The sequence below is a fragment of the Bradyrhizobium sp. genome (assembly GCF_047605465.1).
Lineage (GTDB): Bacteria > Pseudomonadota > Alphaproteobacteria > Rhizobiales > Xanthobacteraceae > Bradyrhizobium.
The window spans coordinates 1-26,536 of record NZ_JASGFS010000078.1 but is presented as its reverse complement, the minus strand read 5'-3'; the positions used below and the strand labels follow the sequence as shown (position 1 = coordinate 26,536).

Genomic DNA, 26,536 nt, shown 5'->3' with positions numbered 1-26,536 from the left:
CGACAAGGAGAACACCACGATCGTCAACGGCGCCGGCAAGAAGGCCGACATCGAGGCGCGCGTGGCCCAGATCAAGGCGCAGATCGAGGAAACCACCTCGGACTACGACCGTGAGAAGCTCCAGGAGCGTCTTGCCAAGCTCGCAGGCGGCGTCGCGGTGATCCGCGTCGGCGGCGCGACCGAGGTCGAGGTGAAGGAGCGCAAGGATCGCGTTGATGACGCGATGCATGCGACCCGCGCGGCTGTCGAGGAAGGCATCGTCCCGGGTGGCGGCGTCGCCCTGCTCCGTGCTTCCGAGCAGCTCAAGGGCCTGCGCACCAAGAACGACGACCAAAAGACCGGCGTCGAGATCGTGCGCAAGGCGCTGTCGGCTCCGGCTCGCCAGATCGCGATCAACGCCGGTGAAGACGGCTCGGTGATCGTCGGCAAGATCCTCGAGAACAAGACCTACGCCTACGGCTTCGACTCCCAGAGCGGCGAGTACGTCAATCTCGTCACCAAGGGCATCATCGACCCGACCAAGGTGGTCCGTACCGCGATCCAGAACGCAGCCTCGGTTGCGGCCCTGCTGATCACCACGGAAGCCATGGTCGCCGAGCTGCCCAAGAAGGGCGGCGCCGGTCCGGCGATGCCCCCGGGCGGCGGCATGGGCGGCATGGACTTCTGATCCAGCCGATCAGGCAACGAAGACAATGCGAAACCCCGGCAGCGATGCCGGGGTTTTTGCTTTTGGGAACGCGAGGCGAAAGACCTGTGCAATTGCGGCCAGACCATCCGAGCCGCCGCACTCTTCACGCGCGACCAGGCATCGTCAGGCTCGCGCAACGTCCCTGAAGCAGTGCCGCACCCATTCGATGGTGAGCCGCATCGCGGGATCGCGCTTCAGGTGGTTCTGCACCAGCAGCCAGACGTCGCGGCGTTTCGGCAGCAGCGTCGCGCGCAGGCGGCGGTCGGCGAGCAGGTCCGTGCAACTGTGCTCCGGCAGCACGCCCGCGGCCTGATGCGAGCGGATCAGGTTGCGGATGACGCGGACGTTGTCGGTGACGCAGCGCGCGCGGATCTTCTTCGCGCGCAGGAATTGCGTCTCGGGAATGGCGCCGAGTTCGTCCGGGTAAGCGCACAGCACCGGCTCGCGCTCGGCCGCGACCGGCTCGAAATAATAGATGCGGACGTCGCCGAGCCTGGAGATCGCGAAGTCGCCCTTGTCGGGCTTGCGCAGGCGGATCGCCAGATCGGCCTCCCAGCGCGAGAACTTGACGTTTTCGCTCGAGGTGAGGAATTGCAGCGTCAGCCCCGGATTGGCGCGCAGGAAATCGCTCGCGCGCGGCGACAGCACCTCTTCGGCAACCGCGCTGGTGGAGGCGATGCGCAGGTGTCCCACCGGACCCGGCAGGCTCTCGCCGACGCGACCGATCTCGGCGGCATGCGCGGCCATCGCCTCGACATGCGCCAGCACCGCCTCGCATTGCCGCGTCGGCCTCCTGACGCCGTCGGCGGCCTCGAACAAGCGCAGACCGAGCGCCCGCTCGATGCGCGACAGCCTGCGCCCGACCGTGGTCTCGTCGATGCGCAGCCGTGCGCTGGCGCCGGCGTAGGTGCCCTCGTCCCTGACGGCGGCGATGATGCGCAGATCGTCCCAGTTCATGCTGAAGGCTACCTCGACCGCAGGCAGCCTGCAATATCGCAGCCATCCGCTGCAATATCCCTGCATATCGGCAGGCCGTCCCGGGGCTATGTTGGTCCGAGCTTTCGCTACGGAGATTTCAGAACCCATGACCACCGCCAAGACCCTGATGCAGCTCGCCGGCGCCGACCTCAACCCGCCGCGTCTTGCCGACGCCGCGCTGGTGCTGATCGACATCCAGAACGAGTATCTCGACGGCCCCCTCGCCCTGCCCGACGCGCGACCCGCGATCGTGCGGGCGGCCGCGCTGCTGGCGCGGGCGCGCGAGGCCGGCGCCGCGATCATCCATATCGCCCATCGCGGCCAAGCCGGCAGCCTGTTCGATCGCAGCGCCAAGCGCGGTGCCATCGTCGCCGAGCTCACCCCCCGGGCCGGCGAGCTGGTGGTCGAGAAGGAGCTGCCCAATGCCTTCGCCGGCACCGACCTGCAGGCGCGACTGGCCGCGACCGGACGCACCAACATCGTGCTCGCCGGCTTCATGACGCATATGTGCGTCAGCTCCACCGCGCGGGCCGCGCTCGATCTCGGCTTCCGCACGACGATCGACGCCGATGCCTGCGCCACGCGCGACCTGCCCGACGGGCGCGGCGGCACGCTGGACGCCCGGACCATCCACGATGTTGCGCTCACCGAGCTGTCGGACCGCTTCGCGATCATCGTGCGCGGCGACGCGCTGAGCTGACGGAGGCCGGCGATGCTGCAGCTCTATTTCTTTCCGATGGCCTGCTCGCTCGCCAGCCGGATCGCATTGATGGAGGCCGGCATCGAGGCGCGCTACCACCTCGCCCATATCTGGACCAAGAAGATCGCGGACGACGACAGCGATTTTCGCGGCATCTCGCCGAAAGGCGCGGTGCCGGTCCTGGTGCTGGAGAACGGCGAGCGGCTGACCGAGAGCGCGGCGGTGCTGCAATACATCGCCGATGCGAAGCCCGAGCGCGGCCTGGCGCCGCCTCCGGGCGACGTCGATCGCTATCGCCTGCAGGAATGGCTCAGCTTCATCGGCAGCGAGATCCACAAGGCGTTCCTGTTCCCGGCCTTCCGGTACAAGGACGACGGCTCGCTCGCCAAGCCGCGTGCCAGGATCGGGCAGACCTTGTCGGTGCCGTCGGCCCATCTGGCGGACCGCGAATTCCTCGTCGGCGACCGTTTCACCGTCGCGGATGCGCATCTCACCTGGGCGCTGTTGCTGCTCCGTCCGGCCGGCGTCGACATCGTGCAATGGCCGTCGCTTGTGGCCTATCTCGACCGCATGCAGGCGCGTCCCGCCGTCCGCGGCGCGATCGCGACGGAGATGGCGCTGCGCAAGACCATGGCGGTCTGAAAGGGCTGGGAGGTTCGCCTGTGGCCATCCTTCGAGACGCCCGCCTCGGCGGGCATCTCAGGATGAGGTCGGGCCTTGCGGCGCGACAGGCCGGACACAGCCGGCGGCCTCGCAGCCGTGGTGTGACTACTCGACCCGCGCCAGCACCGCGAGCTTGCGGATGCCCTTGTTGCGATAGGCGTCGAGGAACGCGTAGTAGTCCTTGAACGACACGCAGCCGTTGGAGTCGCCGTTCGGCCCGAGCATGAAGGTGTGGGCGAGCAGGCCGTCGCGGCCGTAGATCGCGCTCTCGCCGCCGATCGGGGTCAGGCGCAACGCCGGCACGCCGTGGAACAGCGCCTCACGCGGCTTCAGCGCGTAGATGTGCGGCGGCGTCACGCCGCGCATGCGCACGCGCGAGGAGCGCGGATCGTCGAGATTGGAGCCGAGGCCGGAATGCGCCTCGAGCTTGGTGCCGTCGGGCAGATACACCGTCTTGGCGGTGATGTCGTAGACCGCGGTGTCGCGCTCGTAGGGCGGCGCGCCGCCGAACATCGGGTTCTGCTCCTTCGGCGCGATGCTCGCGGTCACGCTGGCATCGGCCGAGGCATAGGCCAGCAGCCCGCCGGACGGCTCGCGCTTGCCCCAGAGCTTCTCGACCATCGACTGGCGCGGCCCGGTGATCGACAGCACGGCGGCCTTGGCGCGATCGGCGAAGGATTTCGGCTTCGCCGCGGGCGCCGGCACGATGTCGGCCGGATCGGCCGACGCGACCTGCACCGGCGCATCAGGCGCACGCTTGGCCTTGGCAGCATCGGCGATCTTGGCGGGACCCTGCGGCTTCGGCACTTCCGCGACCTTCGCGGTCGATGCCGGCTTCGGAGCCTCCTTGGCTTCGGCGACCTTGGTGGCCGGAACCTGCGGCGCGGCGCTCGCCGCATTCGATTCGACGCCCAGCGTCGCGGCCGCGGCAAAACGTTCGTTGAACATCTCGCGCGAGATCGGCGCGGCGACCTGCAGCCGGTCGGGCAACAGCGCGAAGGCTTCCCTGACGGCCTCGCCCGCGTCGCGCAACGCGACCTTGGGCGCGCGCTTGATCACCGGCTCGTCGTAGCCGACGTTGCCGACGGTCGGATAGACGCTCGCGGCAAAGATGGTGCTGTAGACGGTCCAGCCCGCGCCGAGCACGGCGCAGCCGATCACCGCGGCGCCAAGCGCGTTATAGGTTGCCGCTTTCCGGGAAGACTTCCGCGAAGAACCCTTCGGGAATTTCTTGGACTTCCGTGCCGCGTTACTCTGCGCAGCGATACTCGTACTCATTCGCCTTGCGTCCAGGACGGTGTCACTCAGTCCCCCTTCGAAGTGCCGCTGCTGGTCACGTATCGAGAGCAGCATCTCGCAGAGGGGCGGAGCGTCATTAAGGCGACTTTTAGTTAAATGCAGATTAAGTTCGGGCAGATGTGGGGCAACTCGTTAATGCTGTCCCATTTCGAGAAAAAAGTCCGCAGAACTACGGACTTAGCGGAAAGCGTTAACCAGTTTTCCCAAGCCGGATCGGCGCCGTCACCCCACGCCTCCAGCCGCATTCCTTGACGCATCCAACCACGTCATTTTCGTGATCCTGGGCATGGCCGCAGCATCGCGGCGAAGCGTCGCGCGAGGCCGGCGCATGTCGGCACGGACGTGCTCATGCGGAGGCTCCGAGCCGGCTACCGCGCCTCCGGCGGCGGCGAGCGATCGAGCACGTCCCCCTTGGCGCCCTCCAGGAGATCGACGCCGTAGGTCTCGACCACCAGCGGCCCCCGCTTGCGCTGCAATTCCCCGACGCGCGTCACCCGCGCGAAGAGATCGTTGAGGAAGGGATGGCCGTCCGCGCGCAACTCGTCGACATAGAGGAGCTTGCCCGCGAGCTGCTTCGGATCCGGCTCGGGCATGTTGACCCAGCGGATGCGCTGGTTCTGCTGCACCACGCAGGTGCCGCGCGGCAGGTAGAAGGCGAGCCAGCCGGTCGTGCCGTAGTCGGGCGCGAGGATGCAGGTCGCATCGTTGCGCGCCCGCAGCGCCTCGATCCCGGCGGCAAGCTCGCGCCAGCCGACGCCGACGCTGCGCACGGTCGCGTCGCGGCGGTAGCCGGACAACCAGCCGGTGTTGGCCTGCACGATCAGGGCTGCGAACATAACGATGCCGGCGGGCGCGGCCCAGCGCAGGCAGAAATCCACCAGGCGTCGCTCGCGCGGCTTCCACTGCACGAGATTGGCGGCGGCGGCCGCCGCGACGACGAAGGGCGGATAGACCGGCGCGAACCAGTTGGCCTCGACCCGCGCATGCAGCGAATGCCAGATGAAATAGGCGACGATGGTCCAGAACATCGTCTCGATCAGCACGCGAGAGGCCAGCGCGCCGGCCCTGCGCCAGGTCAGCGCGTGCAGCCCCATCGCACCGAGAATGAAGACCAGCGGGGTGGCGAACGCGATCTGGGTCGGGATCAGCTCGGCGATGTAGACCGGGCGGAAGTCCTCGATCCTGGCGCGGCCGAGCTGCTTTGCGAACGAGACCCATTGGTGGTCCGCATTCCAGAGGATCACCGGCGAGAACAACGCGAATGCGACGATGCCGCCGAGATAGGGCCAGGGCGACAGAAACCAGCGCCTCAGCTTCGGGACCGCCGCGAGCCAGATCAGGATCGCCGGGCCGAAGAACATCGCGGTGTATTTCGACAGCAGCGCCGTGCCGACCGCCGCGCCGGCCGCGAGCCACCAGGCGCCGCGCCCGGTCTCCAAGACCTTGGCGAGGAAGAACAGCACGAAGCTGGAGGCGACCAGCAGCGGCGCATCCGGCGTCACGATCAGCGTGCCGACGGCGGCCATCAGCGTGACGTTGAGCAGGATGGCGCTGGTCGCGGCGACACGCGCGCCGCCGAACAGGATCGCGGCCGAGCGATAGACCGCATAGCTCATCGGCAGCGCGAGCAGGATCGAGACCAGGCGGACGCCGAGCTCGGTATCGCCGGCGATCATGGTGCCGGCGCGGATCACGTAGGCGACCATCGGCGGGTGGTCGTAATAACCGCCCGCCAGATTTCGCGACCACATCCAGTAATAGGCTTCGTCGAAGGTGATCGGCGTGAAAGCCGCCGCCACCAGCCGCAGGCCGACCAGCGCGAGGATCACCAGCGCCGTGTTGCGGACGATCCGCGCGTCAGCCCCGCCCATGCCAGATTCCTCGGCGCGCTACTTCTTGCGCCAGACGAACAGTCCGGACATCGCGTAATTCCACACCACGCCCATCAGCGCGCCGGCAAGACCGGCGAGCCACCAGATCGGCTCCTGGTCGTAGACCGAGAAGGCGACGCCGACATTGGCGAGCAGGCCGACGCTGCACACGATGTAGAACGCGATCAGGCCGCGCAGGATCGCAAAGCCCTTCAGCCGCTGGTCGCGATAGGTGAGGAAGTTGTTGAGGACGAAATTCGTGGTCATCGCGACGAGGGCGCCCGAGGCCTGCGCCTCCGCGAACGGCGCCTTGAACAGCTGGAGTGCGATGAACAGCGTCGTCAGGTGCACCACGAGGCCGATGCCGCCGACCATCGCGAACAGGATGAAGCGCAGCGAGACGACGTCGTTGGTCAATTTCGCCAGCACGAGGCCGAGAAAATCCAGCGCGACCATGGAATCCAGCTTGCTCTCGCCGTGCTGGCGGGCGCCGAACGTGTAGGGAATTTCGACGGCACGCAAACCGCCGCGCGCGGTCGCGACGACGTCGAGCAGGATCTTGAAGCCGTGCACCGAAAGCTTCGGCGCCAGTTGCTCGAAACGGTCGCGGCGGATCATGAAGAAGCCGCTCATGGGATCGGCGATCTCGACACGCAGGGCTTTCCTGGCCACTTCGGTGGCGAGCGCGCTGGCGCCGGCGCGCTGCTTGTTGAAGCCCTCGGTCTTGTAGCCCTCGATGTAACGGCTGCCGACGACCAGCTCGGCCTCGCCGTTGGCGAGCAGCGCCAGCATCTTCGGCAATTGCGTCTCGTCGTGCTGGAGATCGGCGTCGATCACCGCCGCGTAAGGCGCGCTCGAGGCCAGGATGCCCTCGATGCAGGCGCCCGACAGACCGCGGCGGCCGATGCGGCGGATGCAGCGCACGCGGCTGTCGCGCTGGGCCAGCGCGCGCACCACGTCCCAGGTGCCGTCAGGGGAATTGTCGTCGACGAACACGACCTCCCAGGCGATCCCGGCGAGCGTCGCCTCCAGGCGCCGGTACAGCACCATGACGTTGTCGCGCTCATTGAAGGTCGGGACGACGACCGACAGTTCCGGCGACGGAGAACCGGCCTGCGGGGGCTGAGGCGGACCGCCGGGGCCCGGTCTGATCGCTTCATTCATGACGGCAGCGTATATCTGCCGCGTCCTGCGATGCCAAGCCGGGGTTCTCTGGGGAACGGCCCAAAACAGGCCCAAAAATGCCAACGACCCCGGAACGGCGGGCTGCGCGTACATCCGGCGCTGGCCTGAGCTATTCCAAGGTCGTCCCAGCGCCGGAACTCATCGCTCAACGTCGCCGTTACAGGCTAGATAGGAACGAGGAACGGCCTCCGCAAGGGGCCCAAAACCCGATTCTAAGCCCTACTGGTTCGGCACTTCCCGGATCACCGGCCCTCGCGGCGCAGGCGCGGCCGGGGCAGCGGGGGCTGCGGCCGGCGCAGGCTCGACCTTGGCGGGCTTCGGTGGCTTTCCGTACTGGCCGATCGGCCCAAAGATGACGGCGACCGCCAGCACGATCGCAGCGACGATCGCGCCCAGAATGCCACCTACCGACTCAGACGACATGCGCGCCAATCCCTGTTCCAGACAGGCTCAGTGTTATCATGGATGATTGCGGAGCTGGAAGAGCCCCCATCGAGCGGCAAATGGCGCATGGCGAGCCGCGAACGAGGACGTCGGGCTTTCCGACCTGCTCGCCAACGGCCCTCTTCCATTCCTTACTTGACCGGCGGCCGGTGCTTGACGAAGGCCGTCACGATGTCCTTCTGCGCCGCCTCCACGGCCCTGTTCGCAGTGGCGAGATGAGCACCGGAATCGATGTTGGGATATTGCGTCGTCAGATAGTCGAGCAGCGCCACGCGATAATATTGCCGCTCCGACGGACAGGCACCGGCGACCGAACGGCTGAAATCCTGTTCCGACAGGCCCTGATTGCTGTCGCGCGAATATTCCCGCGCCAGACAATGCCAATAGTCGTCGCGGCCCTGAATGGCGAGCTTCTGCGCGCCCCGCATATCATCGTCATCCGCCATGGCGGCAGATGTCATCATGGCAAGCGCCGCTCCCATCATCAGCATCCGCATTCTTGTTCTCCTTGTTCGCAGATCCCGGCGGAGAGCTTAGACGGGACAGGGCAACTGGCCAATCACATCTCGTTTGACTAGGATGAACTCCCTCTCCTCCTCGTCGATGCGAGATCTTCCCGTGGCCAAAGCAAAAACCGTGTCCAAGACATCCGGCAACATCTTCATCGGCATCGGCGGCTGGACCTTCGAGCCCTGGCGCGGCGTCTTCTATCCGGAGAAGCTCACGCAGGCGAAGGAACTGTCCTACGCCGCCTCGAAGCTGACATCGATCGAGATCAACGGCACCTATTACGGCTCGCAGAAACCGGAGAGCTTTCGCAAATGGGCGAGCGAGGTGCCCGCGGGTTTCGTGTTCTCGGTGAAGGGGCCGCGCTTCGCGACCAATCGCCGGGTGCTCGCCGAGGCCGGCGATTCCATCAAGCGGTTCTATGATTCCGGCGTGCTGGAGCTCGGCGACCATCTCGGCCCGGTGCTGTGGCAGTTCGCGCCGACCAAGAAGTTCGACGGCGCCGATTTCGGCAAATTCCTCGAACTGCTGCCGCGCAAGCTCGAGGGACGCGCGCTGCGCCATGTCGTCGAGGTCCGCCACGACAGTTTCTGCACGCCGGATTTCGTCGCGCTGATCCGCGAATTCGAGACACCGGTGGTGTTCGCCGAGCACGGCAAATATCCCGCGATCGCCGACGTCGCCGGCGATTTCGTCTATGCGCGGCTGCAGAAGGGCAATGACGAGATCAAGACCTGCTACCCGCCGAAGGAGCTCGATGCCTGGAGCAAGCGGTTTCAGGCCTGGGCCGATGGCGGCGAGCCCGGCGATCTGCCGAAAGTCGACAAGGCCAAGCCGAAGAAGGAGCCGCGCGACGTCTTCGCCTACGTCATCCACGAGGGAAAGGTGCGCGCGCCGGCCGGCGCCATGGAGCTGATCGCAAGGGTGAGTTGAACGAGGCGATCGTCCATGACGTGCGCGCCCGGCAATTTAAGCTTCAGCACGGTTGCTCCGGTCCGAAGAACGAGGATGCCCGGGACGCGCCCGGGCATGACAACGCGTCCAGAGGTGATCCATGGCCAGGGCGAAGAAGCTGTTCACCATCGGCTATGAGCAGACGCCGCCCAAGGCCGTGCTGGACGAACTGGAGCGGGCCGGCGTCAAGCTCGTGGTCGACGTGCGCGCGGTAACCTCGTCGCGGCGGCCAGGCTTTTCCAAGAACCAGCTTTCGGCGGGCCTCGACGAGCGTGGCATTGCCTATGTCCATCTCGCCGCCCTCGGCACGCCCAAGGACGGGCGTCTCGCCGCCCGCAGCGGCCAGTACGATGTGCTGGAAAAGATCTTTTCCAGGCACCTGAAGACTCCGCAGGCGAAAGAACAGATGGACGAACTCTCGGCACTGGTGAAGAAGGCCGGCCCGGTCTGCCTGCTCTGCTACGAGCGGGACCATACCCACTGCCATCGTCACATGATCGCCGAGATCATCGAGGAGCGCGACGGCGTGGCGATCACCAATCTGGCGGGACGGCAGGCGTAGCGCGCCTCCGGAGGCACGCGTCGGACTTCAATCTACAACTCCCGTCTCGTCATTCCGGTACGCGTAGCGCGAGCTATGATGCGCAATTGCGCATCAGCGACTCCATCAGGCTCCAGGTTGGCAGAAAAATGGATTCCGGGCGCGTGACTTCGTCACGTCCGGAACGACGGACGGAGAAAGTGCGCTCCGACCAACCGAGGACTCACCCCTCACCGCCGAGCCGGAACGTTCCTTCCATCATCTGCACGCAGTTGCCGCCGACATGGGCGGAGACGATCCTGCCGTCCTGTTTGCGCACGCGCGTCAACAGGATGCTGGGCCGTCCCATGTCGAACCCCTGCCCGACCGTGAGCTTCAATTCGCCGTCCCGCATGGGATCGAGATCGGCGAACAGCGCCGCGGCGGCGACGGTGGCGCTGCCGGTCGCGGGATCCTCGGCGAGGCCGCCGGTGCCGCGCATGAACATCCGCGCCTGCCGCTCGCACGGCGCTTCAGCTGCGGGCACGTCGCGCGTGTAGAACCACGCCGCGAAGGCGCCGTCGCGCGGAAACACATGGCCGAAGGCCGCCGCATCTGGCCTCGCCCGCTTCAACGCATCGCGCGAATGCAGCTCCATCACCAGAAATGGGGTACCGACACCGACGACCTCAGGCGCATGGCGATCGACCTTGACGTCGTCCGCGTGGAGCGAGATGCAGCTTGCGGCCTCGGCCGCCGACAATTGCGACAGCCGCGCCAAGGGCTGCGGCGCGGTGAGCTCGGTGCTCACCACCCGGCCCTGCTCCCGCACGATGTCGACCGGCACGATTCCCGCCTTCTCCTCGAACAGCAGCCGCGGCTTCGGCTCTTTCGCGAGCGTTGCCAGCACGAAGGCCGTGCCGACATTGGGATGCCCCGCGAAAGGAAGCTCCCTGACCGGCGTGAAGATGCGCACCTCCGCATCATTCGACTTGTCGCGCGGCGGCAACACGAAGGTCGTCTCCGAATAGTTGAACTCGGTGGCGATCGCCTGCATCTGCGCCGTCGACAGTCCCCCGGCGTCGAGCACCACGGCGAGCGGATTGCCGCCGAAGGCGCGGTCCGTGAACACGTCGACGGTGATGTAGCGTCGCTGCATCGCTGGCTTCCTCTGCACATTGCAGCCGCGACCGACTGCATCGGCGAGCATCCTACAAGCCGGCGACATCGCTCGTCATGTCCAATACTCGGAGCATTCGGAGCAATCAGGTATCGAGTTTGCAAACCATCGCAGGGACGACCCGCATGCGCGGCGCGCGAGACCGGACGGCGGATCGCGCCGATCCGGCCTCACCTGGTCATGCGTCAATTCATGGTCTTCGGCATGCAGGGCGGCTCCTTGTAGGGCGCAGAGGCGAACGCGCCCTCCGCCGGAGCCCTGACGCAATCGGCCGTAGCGTGGGCAACGGCACGGCGCGGGGCCGCGTCGCGCGCGGCTGCGGCCTGCATCTGATAGACGGCGGCGGCGATCAGGGCGACAGAGACGAGGGTCAATCGGGTCATGGGTTTTCTCCGCGAGACAAACGAAAGCCGATATTTCGGCCTCCAGAGTGCAAGAGCGGAAAGCGGCGGCCGATATTTCATCACGCGCCTTCACCGACGCGCGAGCTTCGCCTGAAGGAACCCTAGCCGAGCTGAAACACCGCGACCGGCTGCTCATAGCCGCGCACAGCGACCTGGCCGAGCGCCACCGCATCGCCGCCGTCCTCTCCAAGCGCCTCGCGCACGGCAGCCGAGATCAGGAGCTGCGAGCCGAACTCCTTGTTCAGCGCCTCCAGCCGCGACGCGAAGTTCACGGTATCGCCGATGACCGTATATTCCTTGCGCCGCGGCGAACCGATATTGCCGGCGACGACCTCGCCGAAATGGATGCCGATGCCGATCCGAAGCGGCCAGCTCGTCTGCGCGTTGATGCGGTCCATCGCGGTCAGCATCTCGCGGCCCGCAGCGACAGCGCGATGCGCGGCGTCCGAGGCCTCCAGCGGCGCGCCGAACAGAGCGAGGAAGCCGTCACCGAGAAATTTGTTCACGATGCCGCCCTGACGGTCGAGGATATCGACCAGCACGGCGAAGGCGCCGTCGAGCCGGTCCACGACCTCCTGCGGTGTGCGCGATTGCGCGCCGGCCGTGAAGCCGCGGAAATCGACGAACATCACGGCCACGCGGCGAACGTCGCCGGTCGCGGCCGTCCCCTCCGCCATCAACCGTTCCACCACCTGCGGCGAGACATGCTGACCGAACAGATTGGTCACCCGATCGCGCGCGGTCGCGGCGGCGATGCTCGCGGAAAACTGGCGACGGAGCTGGGCGCCGACGGAGCCCGCGAGCACGCCGCAGATCAGGATGATGATGCTGCGGACGGCATGGAAATAGGTCTGCGGCTCGCCGATGCCGCTGGAGGAGTCGTAGACCATCGCGATCGCGAGCAGCTCGGCCGCGGCGACGAAGCCGGTGAAGGTGGACAGCCAGAAATCGAGCCGCAGGGTCGAGAGAATGATGAAGATGAAATAGATCAACGGCACGGCATAACCGAGCGCCTGGCTCGCGCCGATGGTCCGGATCTGCAGGATGAGGATCACCGTCGGCAGTGACGTCTCGATCAAGGCGCCGATATAGCGCCGCACCACCGGGAGATCCCGGTCGAGGCGGAGGTTCTTCCTGATCTGGGAGTGAACCCAGACCTCGAACAGGATGAAGCCGGCGAGGACGCCGTAGAACTCGGCGAGCCCCTCCGCGCCGCGCCAGACCTGCCCCACGGCAGCGGGATCGACGAGGTGGATCACCGTCAGAAACAGAGCCATGACGCAGCCCGTCATGATCAGGGCCCGTACCCGCAACAACTCGGTGCGCAGCACTTCCCGGGTCAGTTCGCGCTCGAACTCCTCCGACAGGACGGCATGCTGTCGGTCTTTCCTGCTCGCAAAGCGGACCATCTCTCCCCCTTTGGTTACCAGGACTATCGCATATGAGGAAAAACGTGGCGAGAAGCTCGCCAGCAGCCGGCCTTCGAGACGACCCCGATCCCCGAATATCGAGCCTCAATCCAGCGTGCGGCGGAAGCGCGTCACGGCGATGGTCATCGCGACCAGCATCAGAGCCGCCAGCGCCAGGGTGTCGAAGCGCAAATTCTGCATGGTCGCGCCCTTCAGCATGATGGCCCGGACGATGCGCAGATAATGGGTCAGCGGCAGGCATTCGCCGATATATTGCGCCCAGACCGGCATGCCGGCGAACGGAAACATGAATCCGGAGAGCAGGATGCTCGGCAGGAAGAACATCATCGACATCTGCATGGCCTGGAGCTGGTTCTGCACCAGCGTCGAGATCGTGTAGCCGATCGACAGATTGGTCGTGATGAACAGCGTCGAGAGCAGCGCCAGCAGGAACAGATTTCCCAGCACGGGCACGCCGAACAGGAGCACACCGATGCCGATGATCAGGGAAGCCTGGATGAAGCCGACCAGCACGTAGGGGATGATCTTGCCGAACATCACCTCGACCGGCTTGATCGGCATCGACAACAGGGCCTCCATGGTGCCGCGCTCGATCTCACGGGTGACCGAGAGCGAGGTGAAGATCAGCATGGTCATGGTGAGAATGGTGCCGACGAGGCCCGGCACGATGTTGAGCACGGAGGACGCCGCCGGATTGTAGCGCGCATGGGCCCGGATCTCGAACGGCATCTCCGGGGGATCGCCGATATAGAGATCGTGCGCGAGCGCGGTCTGCACGATCATGCCGAGCGAGCCGAGCGCTGCGCTCGCCGCCACCGGATCGGTGGCATCGGCCGCGACCAGCAGCGCCGGCTTTTCGCCGCGCCGGACCGCGCGCTCGAAGCCGCGCGGGATCTCGACGCCGAACAGCACCTTGCCGGACTTGAGGAGATTGTCGAAATCGTCGACGTCGTGCACCTCGTAGATGAAGCGAAAATAGGCGGTGTTTTCCAGCGCCTTCAGCACCGAGCGCGCGAGATCGCTGTCCTCCTGCAGCAGCACCGCGCTCGGCAGATTGCGCGGCGTGGTGTTGATGGCATAACCGAACAGCAAGAGCTGCATCACCGGCAGCATCACGATCATCGCGAACGAGACGCGATCGCGCTTGAGCTGGATGAACTCCTTGATCAGCATCGCATAGGAGCGCTTCCAGAAGCCGAAGCGCTCACGGGACTCGTGCGCAGGCGCGGGATGATCGAGGGCGGTCATTGGAAATTGTCTTTCGACCGGCCCATCAGCTCGATGAACACGTCCTCAAGCGAGGGCGACGATTTCTGCCAGTGCAGGCCGCTCCTGTCGCGCCACGGCGCGATGCTCGCCTCGAGCGCTCCGGCATCGCGGCCGGAGACGTGCAGCGAGGTGCCGAACGGCGCCACCATGTCGACGCCGGGCTTGCCGGTGAGCGCGGCCGTGAGGCCGTTCAGGTCTTCACCGGTCACGGTATAGGTCGTCAGCGCGGATTTCGCGATCACCTCGTCCACCGTGCCGTGCGCCAGCAGATGGCCGTAGGCGATGTAGGCGATCTCGTGGCAGCGCTCGGCCTCGTCCATGTAGTGGGTGGAGACCAGCACGGTGAGACCATCGGCCGCGAGCGCGTGGATCTCGTTCCAGAAGTCGCGCCGCGCCTTCGGATCGACGCCGGCGGTCGGCTCGTCGAGCAGCAGCAGTTGCGGATTGGGCAGCGTGCAGGCCCCGAGCGCCAGCCGCTGCTTCCAGCCACCCGAAAGCTCGCCCGCGAGCTGTTCCTCGCGCCCGGTCAATCCGAGCCGCTTGATCATGTCGCGCGCCGCACCGCGGGCATCGACCAGACCATAGAGCCGCGCCACGAATTCGAGGTTCTCTCGCACCGAGAGGTCCTGATAGAGGCTGAAGCGCTGGGTCATGTAGCCGACCTGGCGCCTGATCTTCTCGGCATCCCTGCGGATGTCGTAGCCGAGGCAGGTGCCCTCGCCGCTGTCGGGCGTGAGCAGGCCGCAGAGGATGCGGATCGTCGTGGTCTTGCCCGAGCCGTTGGGGCCGAGGAAGCCGTAGATCGAGCCGCGCTTCACCTGCATCGACAAATCGTGCACGACCTCGCGGCCGCCAAACGATTTCGTCAGGCCCTTGACGTCGATCGCGATGCCGTTGCGGGGCGCGCCGCTCATCGCTTGTCCGCCACCGGCGTCTTGGGATCGAGATAGACGCTGATCGGCTGGCCGACGCGCAAGGCATCCGGCCGGGACGGCCTGGCCTGGATCAGATAGACGAGCTTGCTGCGCTCATCGAGGCTGTAGATCACAGGGGGGGTATATTCGGCCGTCGTCGCGATGAAATAGATCTTCGCGGTGAGATCGGCCGCGCAGTTGTCGCAGGTGACCCGCACCTGGTCGCCGATCGCGAGCCTCGGCAGTTCGGTCTCCGGCACGAAGAAACGCAGCTTCATGTTGCCGGGCGGCATGATCGAGAGCACCGGGCGCTGCGCCGCGACCATCTCGCCCTCGCGGAAATAGATCTGCTGGATGGTGCCGGCGACCGGTGCGAAGCCCTTGCGCCGCGCCATCCGCGTCTCCGACGTCGCCACCCGCGCTTCCGCCACCCGCAGGGCGGAGACGGCGGAATCGAGGCTGGCCTGCGTACCCGAGCCCGTCTTGCTCAGCGATGCCGCGCGGTCATAGGTCTGCTGGGCGTTCGCCAGCGTCGCCTTGTTCTGGTTGAGATCGGCGAGCTGAAGATCGTCATCGACGGAATAGAGGGCATCGCCGACCTTAACCTTGTCGCCCTCACGTACGTTGAGCTTGGTCACCCGGCCCGCTTCGTCCGGGCTGACGAAGATCATGTCGGCCTCGACCCAGCCCTGGAAACCGGGATTGCGCTTCTCGTTGCAGCCGGCGAGACCCGTCGCGAGCGCGGCGACCAATGCGAATTTCAGGATCGCCCGCGTAAGCCCATGCCGTCGATCCCCTGCCCCGAGGCGGGCGAGACGCGCGCCGCGAAGGGCGACGGACAACAGCCGGGCCTTCGTCTTCCGGGACGCGCGTTCCGCGCTGCTCAGGACGAGGTGAGAGATGGTTTGCGACGACCTCATGTCGTCCTCCGTTCGCCAAAGATCAGATCGAGATGGACGCGCAGCATCTCCTGCGCATCGAGTGGCGCGTGACGCGCAAACAGGCTCTGCCAGATCACCGCGATCATCGCCGGCGCGACCAGGATCTGCGGATAGCGCGCGAGGTCCTTGTCGCGGATCTCGCCGCGGGCGATGCCAAGTTCGATCAGCGCGCGCATGCCGGCGATTCCGCGCGAGACGACCTCGCGGTAGTAGAAATCGGCCACCGACGGAAAACGCGGCCCCTCCGCCACGATCAGCCGCACGAGATCGCCGCGCCGGGTGCCGACGACCTCTTTCAGGAAGTTGCCCGCGAAGGTCTCGACGAGGTCGCGCACCGAGCCGGTCGGCGGCGGCAGCGACGTGAGGCGCTCCACCACCGGCACGATCACGGTGCGGACCAGCTCCTCGAACATCGATTCCTTGTCCTTGAAGTGCAGATAGATGGTGCCCTTGGCGACGCCCGCGCGCTTGGCGATGTCGTCGAGCCGGGTTGCGGCGAAGCCGCGCGAGATGAACTCTTCCATCGCGGCGTCCACGATCGCGGCGCGCCGCTCGGCCGCGCGTGTGGCCCGGCTCGAGGCAGGCGCCTGCCCGGTCGCCTCGGGCACATGGCTGACGGCAGAAGGCGTCGCGGATTTGGTGGGCTTCTTCGACATCATCAATTTATGACTGACTAGTCAGTCATAATCAATCCATGAAGAGGAGAGGCAACGGGCGAGAAGCCGATCGCAATGCATTAGCATTGACTAATTGATTAGCGATCGCTAATTTAAAAATCATGATCGAAGCCATTCCAAACTCCGTCACCACCGTGATGCGCGCCCTCGCCGACCCGACCCGCCGCGCGGTTTTCGAGCGGGTCTTCGACAGCAAGGAGATCAGCGTCGCCGAACTGACGCGCGGCAGCGGCGTGACCCAGGGCGCGATCTCGCAGCACCTGAAGTCGCTGAAGCAGGCCGGCCTCGTCGCCGAGCGCGCCGAGGGCCGCAACGTCTATTACCGCGCCGCGCCGCAGGGCCTCGAGCCGCTGGTCGAATGGATGGACCATTACGGCGTCTTCTGGCGCGAGCGCTTCCAGAACCTGCGTGACCTCTTGAAGGAGATCGATCCGTGAGTGCAGCCGAGTTGAAAGCCGAGACCAGGGACATTGTCATCGACGAGGTCTTCCCTCACACGGCCGAGACGATCTGGAAGGCGCTGACCAGCGCGCAATTGATCGGGCGCTGGCTGATGCCGCCGACCGGCTTCGAGGCCGTCGAAGGCAACGCCTTCACGTTCCAGACCACGCCGGGCGGCAACTGGGATGGCGTGATCCATTGCAGGGTTCTGGAGGTCGTGGCCTTCAGGCGTCTCGTCTACGCCTGGAAGGGTGGCGATGCCCGCAACACCGGCTACGGCGCGCCGCTCGATACGGTCGTGACATGGTCCCTCACCCCGGTCGAAGCCGGCACGCGGATCCGCCTGGTTCATGCGGGCTTCGTCCTGCCCAGGAACGACTCGGCCTACACCATCATGAGCGGCGGGTGGAAGAAGGTCGTCAGGCAGCTCGACGAGATCAGCGGCGAAGAGTGAACGGGAGACAGCGCGATGACCAAGCCCTTTACCGGCGGCTGCGCCTGCGGCGCGATCCGCTATTCGATCACCGGTGAGCCCCTCTTCAGCAATCACTGCCAGTGCCGGGATTGCCAGCGGGAAAGCGGCAGCGGCCACGGCTCGTACATGACCTTCGCGCGCGCCGGCGTGACATTGACGGGCGAAGCAAGTCACTGGGACATGGTCGGCGACAGCGGCAATCTGAAGACGCGCGGATTCTGTCCGGTCTGCGGCCTGCCCGTGTACATGACCTTCGCGGCGATGCCCGACATCTTCACCATCCGTGTGGCGAGCCTCGACGAGCCCGCCCGCTATCAGCCGCAGGCGGTCACCTATGCCGCGCGCGGATATGGCTGGGATCATCTCGATCCCAGCCTGCCGAAATTCGCCGGCATGCCGCCGGCGTGAGGCGCTGGACTGTTGCATCAACGCGTTTCCCGAGGCGAACTGGTATTCCCTTCGCTCGAAAACGCTTCAGCCGAAATCGAGCACCACGCGGCCGTCGATCTTGCCGGCCTTCATCCGCTCGAAGACGTTGTTGATCTCGGCGAGCGGCACCCTGGCGACCTCGGCCTTCACCTTGCCGTCGGCCGCGAAGGCAATGGCCTCGTCGAGATCGCGGCGCGTGCCGACGATGGAGCCGCGCACGGTGATGCGCTTGAGCACGACGTCGAAGATCGGCGTCGGGAATTCGCCCGGCGGCAGGCCGACGAGGCTGACGGTGCCCTTCCGGCGCACCATCTGCAGCGCCTGCGCGAACGCGGAGGTCGAGACCGCCGTCACCAGCACGCCGTGCGCCCCGCCGCCGGTCCCTGCCACCACCTCGTCCACCGCATCGGCGGCGAGCGCGTTGACCGCGAGATCGGCGCCGGTCTCGCGCGCGAGCTTCAGCTTGTCCTCGGCGATGTCGATCGCCGCGACCTTGAACCCCATCGCCTTGGCGTACTGGATCGCGACATGGCCGAGCCCGCCGACGCCCGAGATCGCGACCCACTCGCCGGGCCGCGCGTCCGTCTCCTTCAGGCCCTTGTAGGTGGTGACGCCGGCGCACAGGATCGGCGCCACGGCGGCGAAATCGATCGTCGCGGGAAGCCTCGCCGCAAACGCCGCCGAGGCGACGACATATTCGGCAAAGCCGCCGTTCACGCTGTAGCCGGTGTTGTGCTGGTGCTCGCACAGCGTCTCCCAGCCGGTCTCGCAATATTCGCAGGACATGCAGGCGTCGTGCAGCCAGGCGACACCGACCGCGTCTCCCACCTTCAGGTTTCTCACGCCGGGCCCGAGCGCTGCGACGATGCCGGCGGCCTCATGCCCGGGGATGAAGGGCGGGACCGGCTTCACCGGCCAGTCGCCGGACGCCGCATGCAGATCGGTGTGGCAGACGCCGCACGCCTTCACCTTGACCAGAACCTCGCCGGGACCGGGCTGCGGCACCGGCACATCCTCGATCACCAGCGGCTTGCCGAATTGTCCGACGACGGCGGCTTTCATGGTCGGCATCTGTCTGCTCCGTTGCAATACAGAAGGCAGACTAGAGATACCGCAGGAGGCTCCCTTGATTGGAGTCAAAGAAGCGCAGGTTTATCCGCCGCAGGGGCCATCATCACGCGGTCGTGACGCCGCCGCGCCAGGACGCGCGGGCGTCAGCTATGGAACTTCAAACCGTCGACGATCTTGTCGATCACCCTGCGCTCGGCGCGCATCGCGATGCCGACGAGATTGAGATCAGTGCGCGCGACCGCCTTCACCGCCTCGCGATTGGCGGCATCATGCGTGGTCTTGAACATGTCCTCGGTATAGACCGCCGCCATGACGTTACGCGTCAGCGCACGATCGAGCGCGCGCGACAGTGCCGGACCGTCGGCACCGTAGATCAGGATCGGCTGGCCGATCAGCGGGTGATATTTCGTGCCGGAGGCATCCTCATAGGGCTCGCCTATGCATTCCGGAAAGGCCGCCGCGATGCCGCTGGTGAGAAACGAGGCAACGTTGAGCTTCTGCCAGGCCTGAAGATCGGTGCGGATCACGACGGCGATCTTGGTATCGAACTGCATGCATGTCTCCACAAATGGTCATTCCGGGATGCGCCGTCGGGCGCAGGCCCGGAATCCGGAGATTGTTGCATGAAATTCTCAGCTGCGCGATTGCGCACCACAGGTCGCGCTACGCGCGCCCGGAAATGACAGAGCCGAAAATCAACCCTTGGCGTCGCAGGCCCATGCCCGGATCACGCATTCCTTGCCGCCGTACTTGTAGCATTCGCGCGTGGCGGCATTGAGCGACGCCGATATCTTCGGCTTCACGGCATAGCCGTAGGCGCCGCAGGGGTTCGCCATGTCGACCGACATCGCCGCGCAAGCGCGCTTCATCGTCACGGTGGTGCACTCGCCCTTGCACTGCTTCTGCGCCGCGACGCGGGCCTCGTGCTCGGCACCGTAATCGAAGGCCTGGCCGTAGGCGCCGCATTTGCCGACAGAAAACGCGCCGGCCGCGTGGGCCTGGGTGACATACCGCGCGCCGGCGACACACACCGACAGCGCAAAGAAAAACATCGCGCAACGGCGCGCGACGACGTTCGAAGCCATGGAAAAACCCCTCCCCCCAAGGCAGGTGGCCGCGACTGTAAGCGGCGGTCGTTTCCAGATGGTGAACGGGTAGTTGAAATCGCCGGATGAGGAAGTGCCGGTTCGCTCGGACCTCATCGTGAGGAAACCGCGCGGCGCGTCGTCTCGAAGGATGGTTCGCGCAGGAGTGGTGCCGGCATGGTTCGAGACGGCGCTTCGCGCCTCCTCACCATGAGGAATTGAGAGCGAGGATTCGAGAATACCGTGGGGTGGGCAAGCGAAGCCCGCGCACCAATTGCAGATCAGCGCATGGCGAAATGGTGGGCACGGCGCGGCGCGCCTGTGCCCACCCTACGGCATCGTCATCCGCGGCGCGCCGCTTCGAGGGCCTGCGGCGTGTCGATGTCGAGGAAGGCGCCTTCGCCATTCACCGGCACTTCGGCGACCGCCTCGGCGTGCCTGGCGATCAGGTGGCGTGCGCCGACATCGCCGTCGAGCGTCATCAGCTCCTTGAAGAAGCGGCGCGACCACAACACGGGATTGCCGCGGCGACCTTCGCTGACAGGCACCACGATGAGATTGCCGCGCTCCGGCGCGAAGCCGTCGATGAGGCGGTCGATCAGCCCGGCATCGATCAGCGGCATGTCGCCGAGGCAGACCACGGCGCCGTCGCAACTCTCCGGCACGGCCGCGATACCGGCCTTGACCGAGCTCGCGATGCCGCCGGCGAAATCCGGGTTCTTGACGAACCTCACCTTCAGGCCGCGCAACGCCTGCTCGACCAGCTCGGTCTGATGGCCGGTGACGACGATCACTTCGGAGGCCTTCGAGGCCAGCGCCTGCTCGGTCGCGATCCGCACCAGCTTCTTGCCGTCGAGTTCGGCGAGCAGCTTGTTCGGGCCGCCCATCCGGGTCGAACGTCCCGCCGCGAGCACGATGGCCGCGACCTGGCTGTTGCCCTCGGTCTCCGGCTTGGCGCGCGGCTGCGGCCGCGTCACGATCTCCATCAGCAGGCCGCCGACGCCCATGCCCATCAGCTCGGAACGCGTCACCTCGATGCCGGCGAGCAGCCGCATCAACACCCAGTCGAAGCCGTTCTCGACCGGCGAACGCGCGCACCCGGGCGCACCCAGCACCGGCACGCCGCCGGCGTGCGCAATGAGCAGAAGATTGCCGGGATCGACCGGCATGCCGAAATGCTCGATCTTGCCGCCGATCCCGGTGACGGCCGCCGGGATCACGTCGCGACGGTCGGCGATCGCGGAAGCCCCGAACACGATCACGAGTTCGGCGCCGAGCCCAAGCAGCTCCTTGATCGCCTCCGACAGCGCGCGTTCCTCGTGCTGGACCCGCCGCTCGGCGATGATGCCGGCACCGGCCGGCGCAAGCCGCTCGGCGGTGACGCGCAGCGTCTTGTCGACCACCTTGGAGGACAGGCCGGGAAGCAGCGTCGAGACCACGCCCACCCGCTTGATGACGTAAGGCGCGATCTTCAGCACATCGCGACCTGCGGCCTTCACCGCGGCATCGCGCAAGGCGCCCTCGACGCCGAACGGGATGATCTTGACGGTGCCGACCATCTCGCCCTCGACCACCGGCTTGAAGGCGGGGAGCGTGGCGAAAGTGATGGCCTCGTCGATGTTGTTGATGCGGTCGACCGCGGCGCGGTCGATCACCAGCACGCCCGGGCCCGCTGCGAACAGATTGGCGCGGCCGGTGAAGGCGCGCTCGACATGGATGCCCTCGCCGCCGACGGCAAGCGCGATGCCGGCGGCCGCGACGTCCTCGGAGACGTCGCCCTCCTCCATGCGCACCACCACGACATCCTTGATGCCGGCGCGCGTCAGCGCCTCGACCTCGGCGGCGCCGATCGTCGTGCCTTTCTTCAGCACCAGCGGTCCCTGGCGCAGGGTGTGGACGGTCACCCCGCCGATCGCATCCTTGGGGCTCGCCGGGCCGAACTTCATGCCGCTTCTTCTTTTTCCTTGGGAGGCAGGCGGAGCACCGCCGTGATCTCGGCCATGATCGACACCGCGATCTCGGACGGCGACACCGCGCCGATCGCAAGACCGATCGGCGCATGGATGCGCGCGATGTCGCTGTCCTTCGCGCCCTGCGCCCGCAACCGGTCGCCGCGCTTGGCATGCGTCTTCCGCGAGCCCAGCGCGCCGATGTAGAAGCAGTTGCGCTCGAAGGCATGCAGCAGCGCGGGATCATCGATCTTCGGGTCGTGCGTCACCGCGACGAAGGCGGTGTAGGCATCGACATTGAGCGGCGGCAACGCCGTGTCGGGCCATTCGGCCACCAGCGGAATGTCGGGGAAGCGCTCGGGGCTTGCGAAGGCGGTACGGGGATCGACCACGGTGACGTCATAACCGAGCGAACGGGCCAGCGGCGCCAGCGCCTGGCTGATATGGACGGCGCCGATGATGACGAGCTTGGCGGTCGGCGCGTAGACGTTGAGGAAGAACTTCCTGTCGCCGATCTCGACATTGGCGCTCTTGCCCATGCGAAGCTGCTTCTCGAGCTCGGCGCGCAGCGGATCGCCTGCGAAATCCTTGGCCTTCACGAGGCGCTGCTCGCCGTTCCCGGTGTCCGTCACCAGGATCGCCGGCCGGCGCGCGGCGCGCTCGGCGTTGAGTTCATGCAGGATCTCGAGCTTCACGGCTAGCCGACCTTCTCGACGAAGACGCGGATGGTGCCGCCGCAGGACAACCCAACATTCCAGGCGGTCTCGTCGGCCACGCCGAACTCCAGCATCTTCGGCTTGCCGCTCTCAATCACGTCCATCGCCTCGGTGACCACGGCACCCTCGACGCAGCCGCCGGAGACCGAGCCGAGGAAGGTCCCCTCGTCGTTGATGACGAGGCTCGAGCCCGCCGGGCGCGGCGCCGAACCCCAGGTCTCCACCACGGTAGCAAGCGCGACGCCACGGCCGGCCTTCTGCCAGTCCTCCGCCGCCTTCAGAATATCCTCGTCGCGATCGAGCATGGATGGCCTCTCAAGCTGCGGAGCGGATCAGGCTGCGGTGATGCGGCGGCAGCGGCCGGGAGAGCGTGGTGATCAGCTCCTGGATCGAACTCAAATTATGCACCGGGCGGAATTCGTCAACGTGCGGGAGCATCATTTTGATGCCCTGCGCCTTGGCCTCGAAGCCGCCGAACCTGAGCAGCGGATTGAGCCAGATCAGCCGCCGGCAGGACCGGTGCAGCCGGTCCATCTCGAAGGCAAGCTTGGAATCGGCCTCCCGTTCCAGGCCGTCCGAGATCAGCAGCACGATGGCGCCCTGGCTCAGCACGCGCCGCGCCCACAGCTTGTTGAAGTTGTGCAGCGAGGCCGAGATCCGCGTGCCGCCGGCCCAGTCCTCGACCGCTGCCGAGCAGCTCGCCAACGCCTCGTCGGGATCGCGCTGACGCAGCGCGCGGGTCACGTTGGTGAGCCGAGTGCCGAACAGGAACACCGAGACGCGCTTCCTCGCATCGGTGATGGCATGGAGGAAATGCAGGAACAGGCGGGTGTACTCGCTCATCGAACCCGAGATATCGAGCAGCGCCACGATCGGCGCCGGCTTCTCGATCCGCCCGAGGCGATGGATGTCGACGATGTCGCCGCCGGTGCGCAGGGAGGCCCGCAGCGTCCGGCGCAGGTCGACACGCAGGCCGCTCGGATCAGGCCGATGCCGGCGCGTCAGAAGCTCGGCTTGCGGCAGCCGCATCCGCTCGATGGCGCGAAGCGCCTCGGCGATCTCGGCTGCGCTCATCTGCGCGAAATCCTTCTTCTGAAGGATCTCCTTGTCGGAGACCGACAACCGCAGATCCTGCTCCTGGTGCTGCGGCGTCTCGGTCATGCGCGGCTGCGACATCGCCTCCTGCACGCGGCGCGAGGCCGCCGGCGGCTTCTTCTTGGCCTGGTCCGGCAACGGCACCGAATCCAGCATGTGCTTCCATTCCTCGGAGGCACGGAAGAACAGGTTGAAGGCCTGCTTGAAGATCAGCGCGTGCTCGTGGCGCTTGACGAAGATCGCCTCCAGGGTGGTGAAGACGTCGGCGCGGCTGCCGATGTCGATCACCTGGAGCGCGTTCACGGCATCGATGACGGCGCCCGGCCCGACCGGCATGCCCGCCGCACGCAGCGCACGGGCAAAGCCGACGACGTTGTCGGCGAACTGCTCGGTCCGCTCGGGGGCAAGGTGATTGATGGCCATCGTCTGCTGCCTCTGCCGTCATTCCGGGGCGTGCGAAGCGCGAACCCGGAATGACAAGCTAATCGCTCGTCGCGTCCTTCAGCACCTTCTGCAAGGTGTCGCCCTGCATCCGGGTAATGTCGTCCTGATATTTGAGCAGCGCGCCCAGCGTGTCGCCGACCACTTGCGGGGTCAGCGAGCGGGCGTCGAGCTCGGACAGCGCGGTGGCCCAGTCGATGGTCTCGGCGACGCCCGGCGACTTGTAGAAATCCTGGTTGCGCAGTGCCTGCACGAAACGAACCACCTGCTGCGACAGCTTCGCGGAGATGCCGGGCACGCGTGTCTTGACGATCGCGAGTTCGCGGTCCGCGGCGGGATAATCGACCCAATGATAGAGACAGCGCCGCTTCAGCGCGTCGTGGATCTCGCGGGTGCGGTTGGAGGTGATGATGACGATCGGCGGACTGGGCGCCTTCACCGTGCCGAATTCGGGGATCGTCACCTGGAAGTCGCTGAGGATTTCCAGGAGGTAGGCTTCGAACGCTTCGTCGGCGCGGTCGAGCTCGTCGATCAGCAACACCGGCGGACCGGCGACCTCGGGCTCCAGCGCCTGCAGCAGCGGACGCTTGATCAAATAGCGGTCGGCGAAGATGTCCGACGAAAGCTGCTCGCGATCGGTGTCGCCGGCGGCCTCCGCCATCCGGATCGCGATCATCTGCGCGGCGCTGTTCCACTCGTAGACGGCGGAGGAAACATCGAGGCCTTCGTAGCATTGCAGGCGGATCAGCTTGCGCCCCAGCGCGGCCGACAGCACCTTCGCGATCTCGGTCTTGCCGACGCCCGCCTCGCCTTCCAGGAACAGCGGACGGCCCATGCGCAGCGACAGATAGGTCACCGTCGCGAGCGACCGCTCCGCGAGGTAGCCGCGCGACGTCAGGAGTTCGAGCATCGCATCGACCGATGCAGGCAAGGCACCGGAAGTATTGGTCGCTGAAGTCATGAAAGAGCCAGTCTCGCTACGCCCTCATCGGGCCGAATATGGGCCGAGGCGTGAGGTCCGCTCACTCCTTGGCGTTGGCAGCGTCGATAGCGCGCCGCGTCAACACCCCGATCAGATGTGCGCGGTATTCGGCGCTGCCGTGGATGTCGCTGTTGAGGCCATCCGCCGGCACCTCGATCCCTTCCAGCACCTTCGACGAGAAACGCTTCTTCAGCGCTTCCTCGAACGCGGTGACACGGAACACGCCGTCCGAGCCTGCCCCGGTGACCGCGACGCGCACGTCCGACGGACGCCGCGCCACGAACACTCCCACCAGCGCGTAGCGCGAGGCCTGATTGCGGAACTTGATGTAGGCGGCCTTCTTCGGCAGCGGGAACATCACCCTGGTGATGATCTCGTCGGCTTCGAGCGCGGTCGAGAACAGGCCCTGGAAATACTCCTCGGCCTTGAGGCGGCGCTTGTTGGTGACGATGGTCGCACCGAGTGCGAGCACGGCGGCCGGATAGTCGGCGGTCGGATCGTTGTTGGCGAGCGAGCCGCCGATCGTGCCCTTGTGGCGCACGGCGGGATCGCCGATCTGGCCGGCAAGGCTGGCGAGCGCCGGGATCGCCTCGCCGACGATCGCGGAGCCCGCGACCTCGGCATGCTTGGCGGTGGCGCCGATCACCAGCGAGCGGCCCTTCATCTCGATCTCGTTGAGCCCCTCGATGTGGGAGAGGTCGACAAGGTGCGGCGGGCTGGCGAGGCGCTGCTTCATGACCGGAATCAGCGTGTGACCGCCGGCGATGACCTTGGCGTCCTCGTTCTTGACCAGCAGATTGGCCGCCTGCCGCACGGTCGCGGGACGATGATATTTGAATTCGTACATCTGAATGTCCTGATCGCGGAGTGTGCGCGGCTTAAGCGAGGTCGGACTTCGCCATCGCCTTCGCGCCGGCGGAGATCGAGGCGACGATGTTCTGATAGCCGGTGCAGCGGCAGAGATTGCCTTCCAACTCTTCGCGGATGGTGTGGTCGTCGAGCTCGTGGCCCTTGCGATGGACGATGTCGATCGCGGTCATGATCATGCCCGGCGTGCAGAAGCCGCACTGCAGGCCATGGTGCTCTCGGAAAGCTTCCTGCATCGGATGCAGCGGCGCGCCGTCGGCCGCCAGTCCCTCGATCGTCTTGACCTCATGGCCGTCGGCCATCACCGCGAGCGTGGTGCAGGACTTCACCGCCTTGCCGTCGAGATGCACGACGCAGGCGC

31 protein-coding genes are annotated in these 26,536 nt (G+C 66.3%); 8 read left to right on the top strand and 23 right to left on the bottom strand.

Annotation, left to right across the window (positions count from 1 at the left end; all coding sequences use genetic code 11):
• Positions 1-667: TCP-1/cpn60 chaperonin family protein (locus tag QM712_RS32635; RefSeq protein ID WP_415027270.1), on the top strand; the 667-nt coding region annotated here is incomplete at its 5' end.
• A 144-nt stretch (positions 668-811) separates the two neighbouring features.
• Here the strand turns inward: QM712_RS32635 and QM712_RS32630 are convergent.
• Positions 812-1,645 carry a LysR family transcriptional regulator gene (locus QM712_RS32630; RefSeq protein WP_415027269.1) on the bottom strand — a complete coding sequence of 278 codons (834 nt, stop codon included), beginning with the start codon at positions 1,643-1,645 and terminating at the stop codon, positions 812-814.
• A 127-nt stretch (positions 1,646-1,772) separates the two neighbouring features.
• On the opposite strand from QM712_RS32630, the gene QM712_RS32625 reads away from it, so the two are divergent.
• Both QM712_RS32625 and QM712_RS32620 read left to right on the top strand, forming a co-directional pair.
• Entirely contained in the window at positions 1,773-2,366 is a 594-nt protein-coding gene (locus QM712_RS32625; RefSeq protein WP_415027268.1) for a cysteine hydrolase family protein, read from the top strand.
• 12 nt (positions 2,367-2,378) lie between these two features.
• On the top strand, positions 2,379-3,008 hold the full coding sequence (locus tag QM712_RS32620; RefSeq protein ID WP_415027267.1) for a glutathione binding-like protein: 630 nt from the start codon (positions 2,379-2,381) through the stop codon (positions 3,006-3,008).
• Between the two features lie 126 nt (positions 3,009-3,134).
• On the opposite strand, the gene QM712_RS32615 is transcribed toward QM712_RS32620, so the two are convergent.
• From QM712_RS32615 to QM712_RS32595, 5 genes are all read right to left on the bottom strand, one after another.
• Complete coding sequence (locus tag QM712_RS32615; RefSeq protein ID WP_415027266.1) at positions 3,135-4,307, bottom strand: tlde1 domain-containing protein; 1,173 nt, start codon at positions 4,305-4,307, stop codon at positions 3,135-3,137.
• Positions 4,308-4,696: 389 nt separating this feature from the next.
• Positions 4,697-6,199: a glycosyltransferase family 39 protein gene (locus QM712_RS32610; RefSeq protein WP_415027265.1), complete on the bottom strand. Its 1,503-nt coding sequence runs from the start codon at positions 6,197-6,199 to the stop codon at positions 4,697-4,699.
• A gap of 18 nt (positions 6,200-6,217) precedes the next feature.
• A complete protein-coding gene (locus QM712_RS32605; RefSeq protein ID WP_415027264.1) occupies positions 6,218-7,363 on the bottom strand; it encodes a glycosyltransferase in 1,146 nt (381 codons plus the stop codon).
• A gap of 240 nt (positions 7,364-7,603) precedes the next feature.
• The gene (locus QM712_RS32600) at positions 7,604-7,807 is read right to left on the bottom strand and encodes a hypothetical protein (protein ID WP_415027263.1); all 204 of its coding nucleotides are present in this window, start codon (positions 7,805-7,807) and stop codon (positions 7,604-7,606) included.
• 152 nt (positions 7,808-7,959) lie between these two features.
• A complete protein-coding gene (locus QM712_RS32595) occupies positions 7,960-8,325 on the bottom strand; it encodes a hypothetical protein (RefSeq protein ID WP_415027262.1) in 366 nt (121 codons plus the stop codon).
• A 106-nt stretch (positions 8,326-8,431) separates the two neighbouring features.
• Between QM712_RS32595 and QM712_RS32590 the strand changes: the two genes are divergently transcribed.
• A complete protein-coding gene (locus QM712_RS32590; protein WP_415027271.1) occupies positions 8,432-9,268 on the top strand; it encodes a DUF72 domain-containing protein in 837 nt (278 codons plus the stop codon).
• A gap of 121 nt (positions 9,269-9,389) precedes the next feature.
• The gene (locus QM712_RS32585; RefSeq protein ID WP_415027261.1) at positions 9,390-9,851 is read left to right on the top strand and encodes a DUF488 family protein; all 462 of its coding nucleotides are present in this window, start codon (positions 9,390-9,392) and stop codon (positions 9,849-9,851) included.
• Between the two features lie 202 nt (positions 9,852-10,053).
• Here the strand turns inward: QM712_RS32585 and QM712_RS32580 are convergent, their stop codons facing one another.
• From QM712_RS32580 to QM712_RS32550, 7 genes are all read right to left on the bottom strand, one after another.
• Positions 10,054-10,968: a PhzF family phenazine biosynthesis protein gene (locus tag QM712_RS32580; RefSeq protein WP_415027260.1), complete on the bottom strand. Its 915-nt coding sequence runs from the start codon at positions 10,966-10,968 to the stop codon at positions 10,054-10,056.
• A 206-nt stretch (positions 10,969-11,174) separates the two neighbouring features.
• Positions 11,175-11,372 carry a hypothetical protein gene (locus QM712_RS32575; RefSeq protein WP_415027259.1) on the bottom strand — a complete coding sequence of 66 codons (198 nt, stop codon included), beginning with the start codon at positions 11,370-11,372 and terminating at the stop codon, positions 11,175-11,177.
• A gap of 122 nt (positions 11,373-11,494) precedes the next feature.
• Positions 11,495-12,802: an adenylate/guanylate cyclase domain-containing protein gene (locus QM712_RS32570; RefSeq protein WP_415027258.1), complete on the bottom strand. Its 1,308-nt coding sequence runs from the start codon at positions 12,800-12,802 to the stop codon at positions 11,495-11,497.
• A gap of 105 nt (positions 12,803-12,907) precedes the next feature.
• Positions 12,908-14,071 (bottom strand): ABC transporter permease, encoded by a 1,164-nt coding sequence (locus tag QM712_RS32565; RefSeq protein WP_415027257.1) that lies wholly within the window; start codon positions 14,069-14,071, stop codon positions 12,908-12,910.
• A complete protein-coding gene (locus QM712_RS32560; protein ID WP_415027256.1) occupies positions 14,068-15,006 on the bottom strand; it encodes an ABC transporter ATP-binding protein in 939 nt (312 codons plus the stop codon). The genes QM712_RS32565 and QM712_RS32560 overlap by 4 nt, the downstream gene beginning before the upstream one ends.
• Positions 15,003-15,926, bottom strand: coding sequence for an HlyD family secretion protein (locus tag QM712_RS32555; protein WP_415027255.1), 924 nt, complete (start codon positions 15,924-15,926; stop codon positions 15,003-15,005). Before QM712_RS32555 ends, QM712_RS32560 begins: the two co-directional genes overlap by 4 nt.
• Complete coding sequence (locus tag QM712_RS32550) at positions 15,923-16,603, bottom strand: TetR/AcrR family transcriptional regulator (RefSeq protein ID WP_415027254.1); 681 nt, start codon at positions 16,601-16,603, stop codon at positions 15,923-15,925. Before QM712_RS32550 ends, QM712_RS32555 begins: the two co-directional genes overlap by 4 nt.
• A gap of 122 nt (positions 16,604-16,725) precedes the next feature.
• Between QM712_RS32550 and QM712_RS32545 the strand changes: the two genes are divergently transcribed.
• The 3 genes from QM712_RS32545 to QM712_RS32535 are packed head-to-tail and all read left to right on the top strand — an operon-like array spanning position 16,726 to position 17,948.
• Positions 16,726-17,061, top strand: coding sequence for an ArsR/SmtB family transcription factor (locus QM712_RS32545; RefSeq protein WP_415027253.1), 336 nt, complete (start codon positions 16,726-16,728; stop codon positions 17,059-17,061).
• Positions 17,058-17,519 carry an SRPBCC family protein gene (locus QM712_RS32540; RefSeq protein WP_415027252.1) on the top strand — a complete coding sequence of 154 codons (462 nt, stop codon included), beginning with the start codon at positions 17,058-17,060 and terminating at the stop codon, positions 17,517-17,519. Before QM712_RS32545 ends, QM712_RS32540 begins: the two co-directional genes overlap by 4 nt.
• Before the next feature lie 15 nt (positions 17,520-17,534).
• On the top strand, positions 17,535-17,948 hold the full coding sequence (locus tag QM712_RS32535) for a GFA family protein (RefSeq protein ID WP_415027251.1): 414 nt from the start codon (positions 17,535-17,537) through the stop codon (positions 17,946-17,948).
• Between the two features lie 66 nt (positions 17,949-18,014).
• On the opposite strand, the gene adhP is transcribed toward QM712_RS32535, so the two are convergent.
• The 10 genes from adhP to QM712_RS32485 form a co-directional block, all read right to left on the bottom strand.
• On the bottom strand, positions 18,015-19,040 hold the full coding sequence (gene adhP / locus QM712_RS32530) for an alcohol dehydrogenase AdhP (protein WP_415027250.1): 1,026 nt from the start codon (positions 19,038-19,040) through the stop codon (positions 18,015-18,017).
• A gap of 143 nt (positions 19,041-19,183) precedes the next feature.
• Complete coding sequence (locus QM712_RS32525) at positions 19,184-19,594, bottom strand: DUF2000 family protein (protein ID WP_415027249.1); 411 nt, start codon at positions 19,592-19,594, stop codon at positions 19,184-19,186.
• A gap of 141 nt (positions 19,595-19,735) precedes the next feature.
• A complete protein-coding gene (locus tag QM712_RS32520; protein ID WP_415027248.1) occupies positions 19,736-20,125 on the bottom strand; it encodes a DUF4189 domain-containing protein in 390 nt (129 codons plus the stop codon).
• A 341-nt stretch (positions 20,126-20,466) separates the two neighbouring features.
• Positions 20,467-22,071: an NTP transferase domain-containing protein gene (locus QM712_RS32515; protein ID WP_415027247.1), complete on the bottom strand. Its 1,605-nt coding sequence runs from the start codon at positions 22,069-22,071 to the stop codon at positions 20,467-20,469.
• Entirely contained in the window at positions 22,068-22,769 is a 702-nt protein-coding gene (locus QM712_RS32510; protein WP_415027246.1) for an XdhC family protein, read from the bottom strand. The genes QM712_RS32515 and QM712_RS32510 overlap by 4 nt, the downstream gene beginning before the upstream one ends.
• A 2-nt stretch (positions 22,770-22,771) precedes the next feature.
• On the bottom strand, positions 22,772-23,095 hold the full coding sequence (locus QM712_RS32505) for an XdhC family protein (protein WP_008564652.1): 324 nt from the start codon (positions 23,093-23,095) through the stop codon (positions 22,772-22,774).
• A 10-nt stretch (positions 23,096-23,105) separates the two neighbouring features.
• Entirely contained in the window at positions 23,106-24,308 is a 1,203-nt protein-coding gene (locus QM712_RS32500; protein ID WP_415027245.1) for a vWA domain-containing protein, read from the bottom strand.
• A gap of 58 nt (positions 24,309-24,366) precedes the next feature.
• Positions 24,367-25,287 carry an AAA family ATPase gene (locus QM712_RS32495; RefSeq protein WP_415027244.1) on the bottom strand — a complete coding sequence of 307 codons (921 nt, stop codon included), beginning with the start codon at positions 25,285-25,287 and terminating at the stop codon, positions 24,367-24,369.
• Positions 25,288-25,348: 61 nt separating this feature from the next.
• A complete protein-coding gene (locus tag QM712_RS32490; RefSeq protein WP_415027243.1) occupies positions 25,349-26,155 on the bottom strand; it encodes an FAD binding domain-containing protein in 807 nt (268 codons plus the stop codon).
• A 31-nt stretch (positions 26,156-26,186) separates the two neighbouring features.
• Positions 26,187-26,536 (bottom strand): (2Fe-2S)-binding protein (locus QM712_RS32485; RefSeq protein WP_415027242.1); only part of this gene is annotated, 350 nt, incomplete at its 5' end.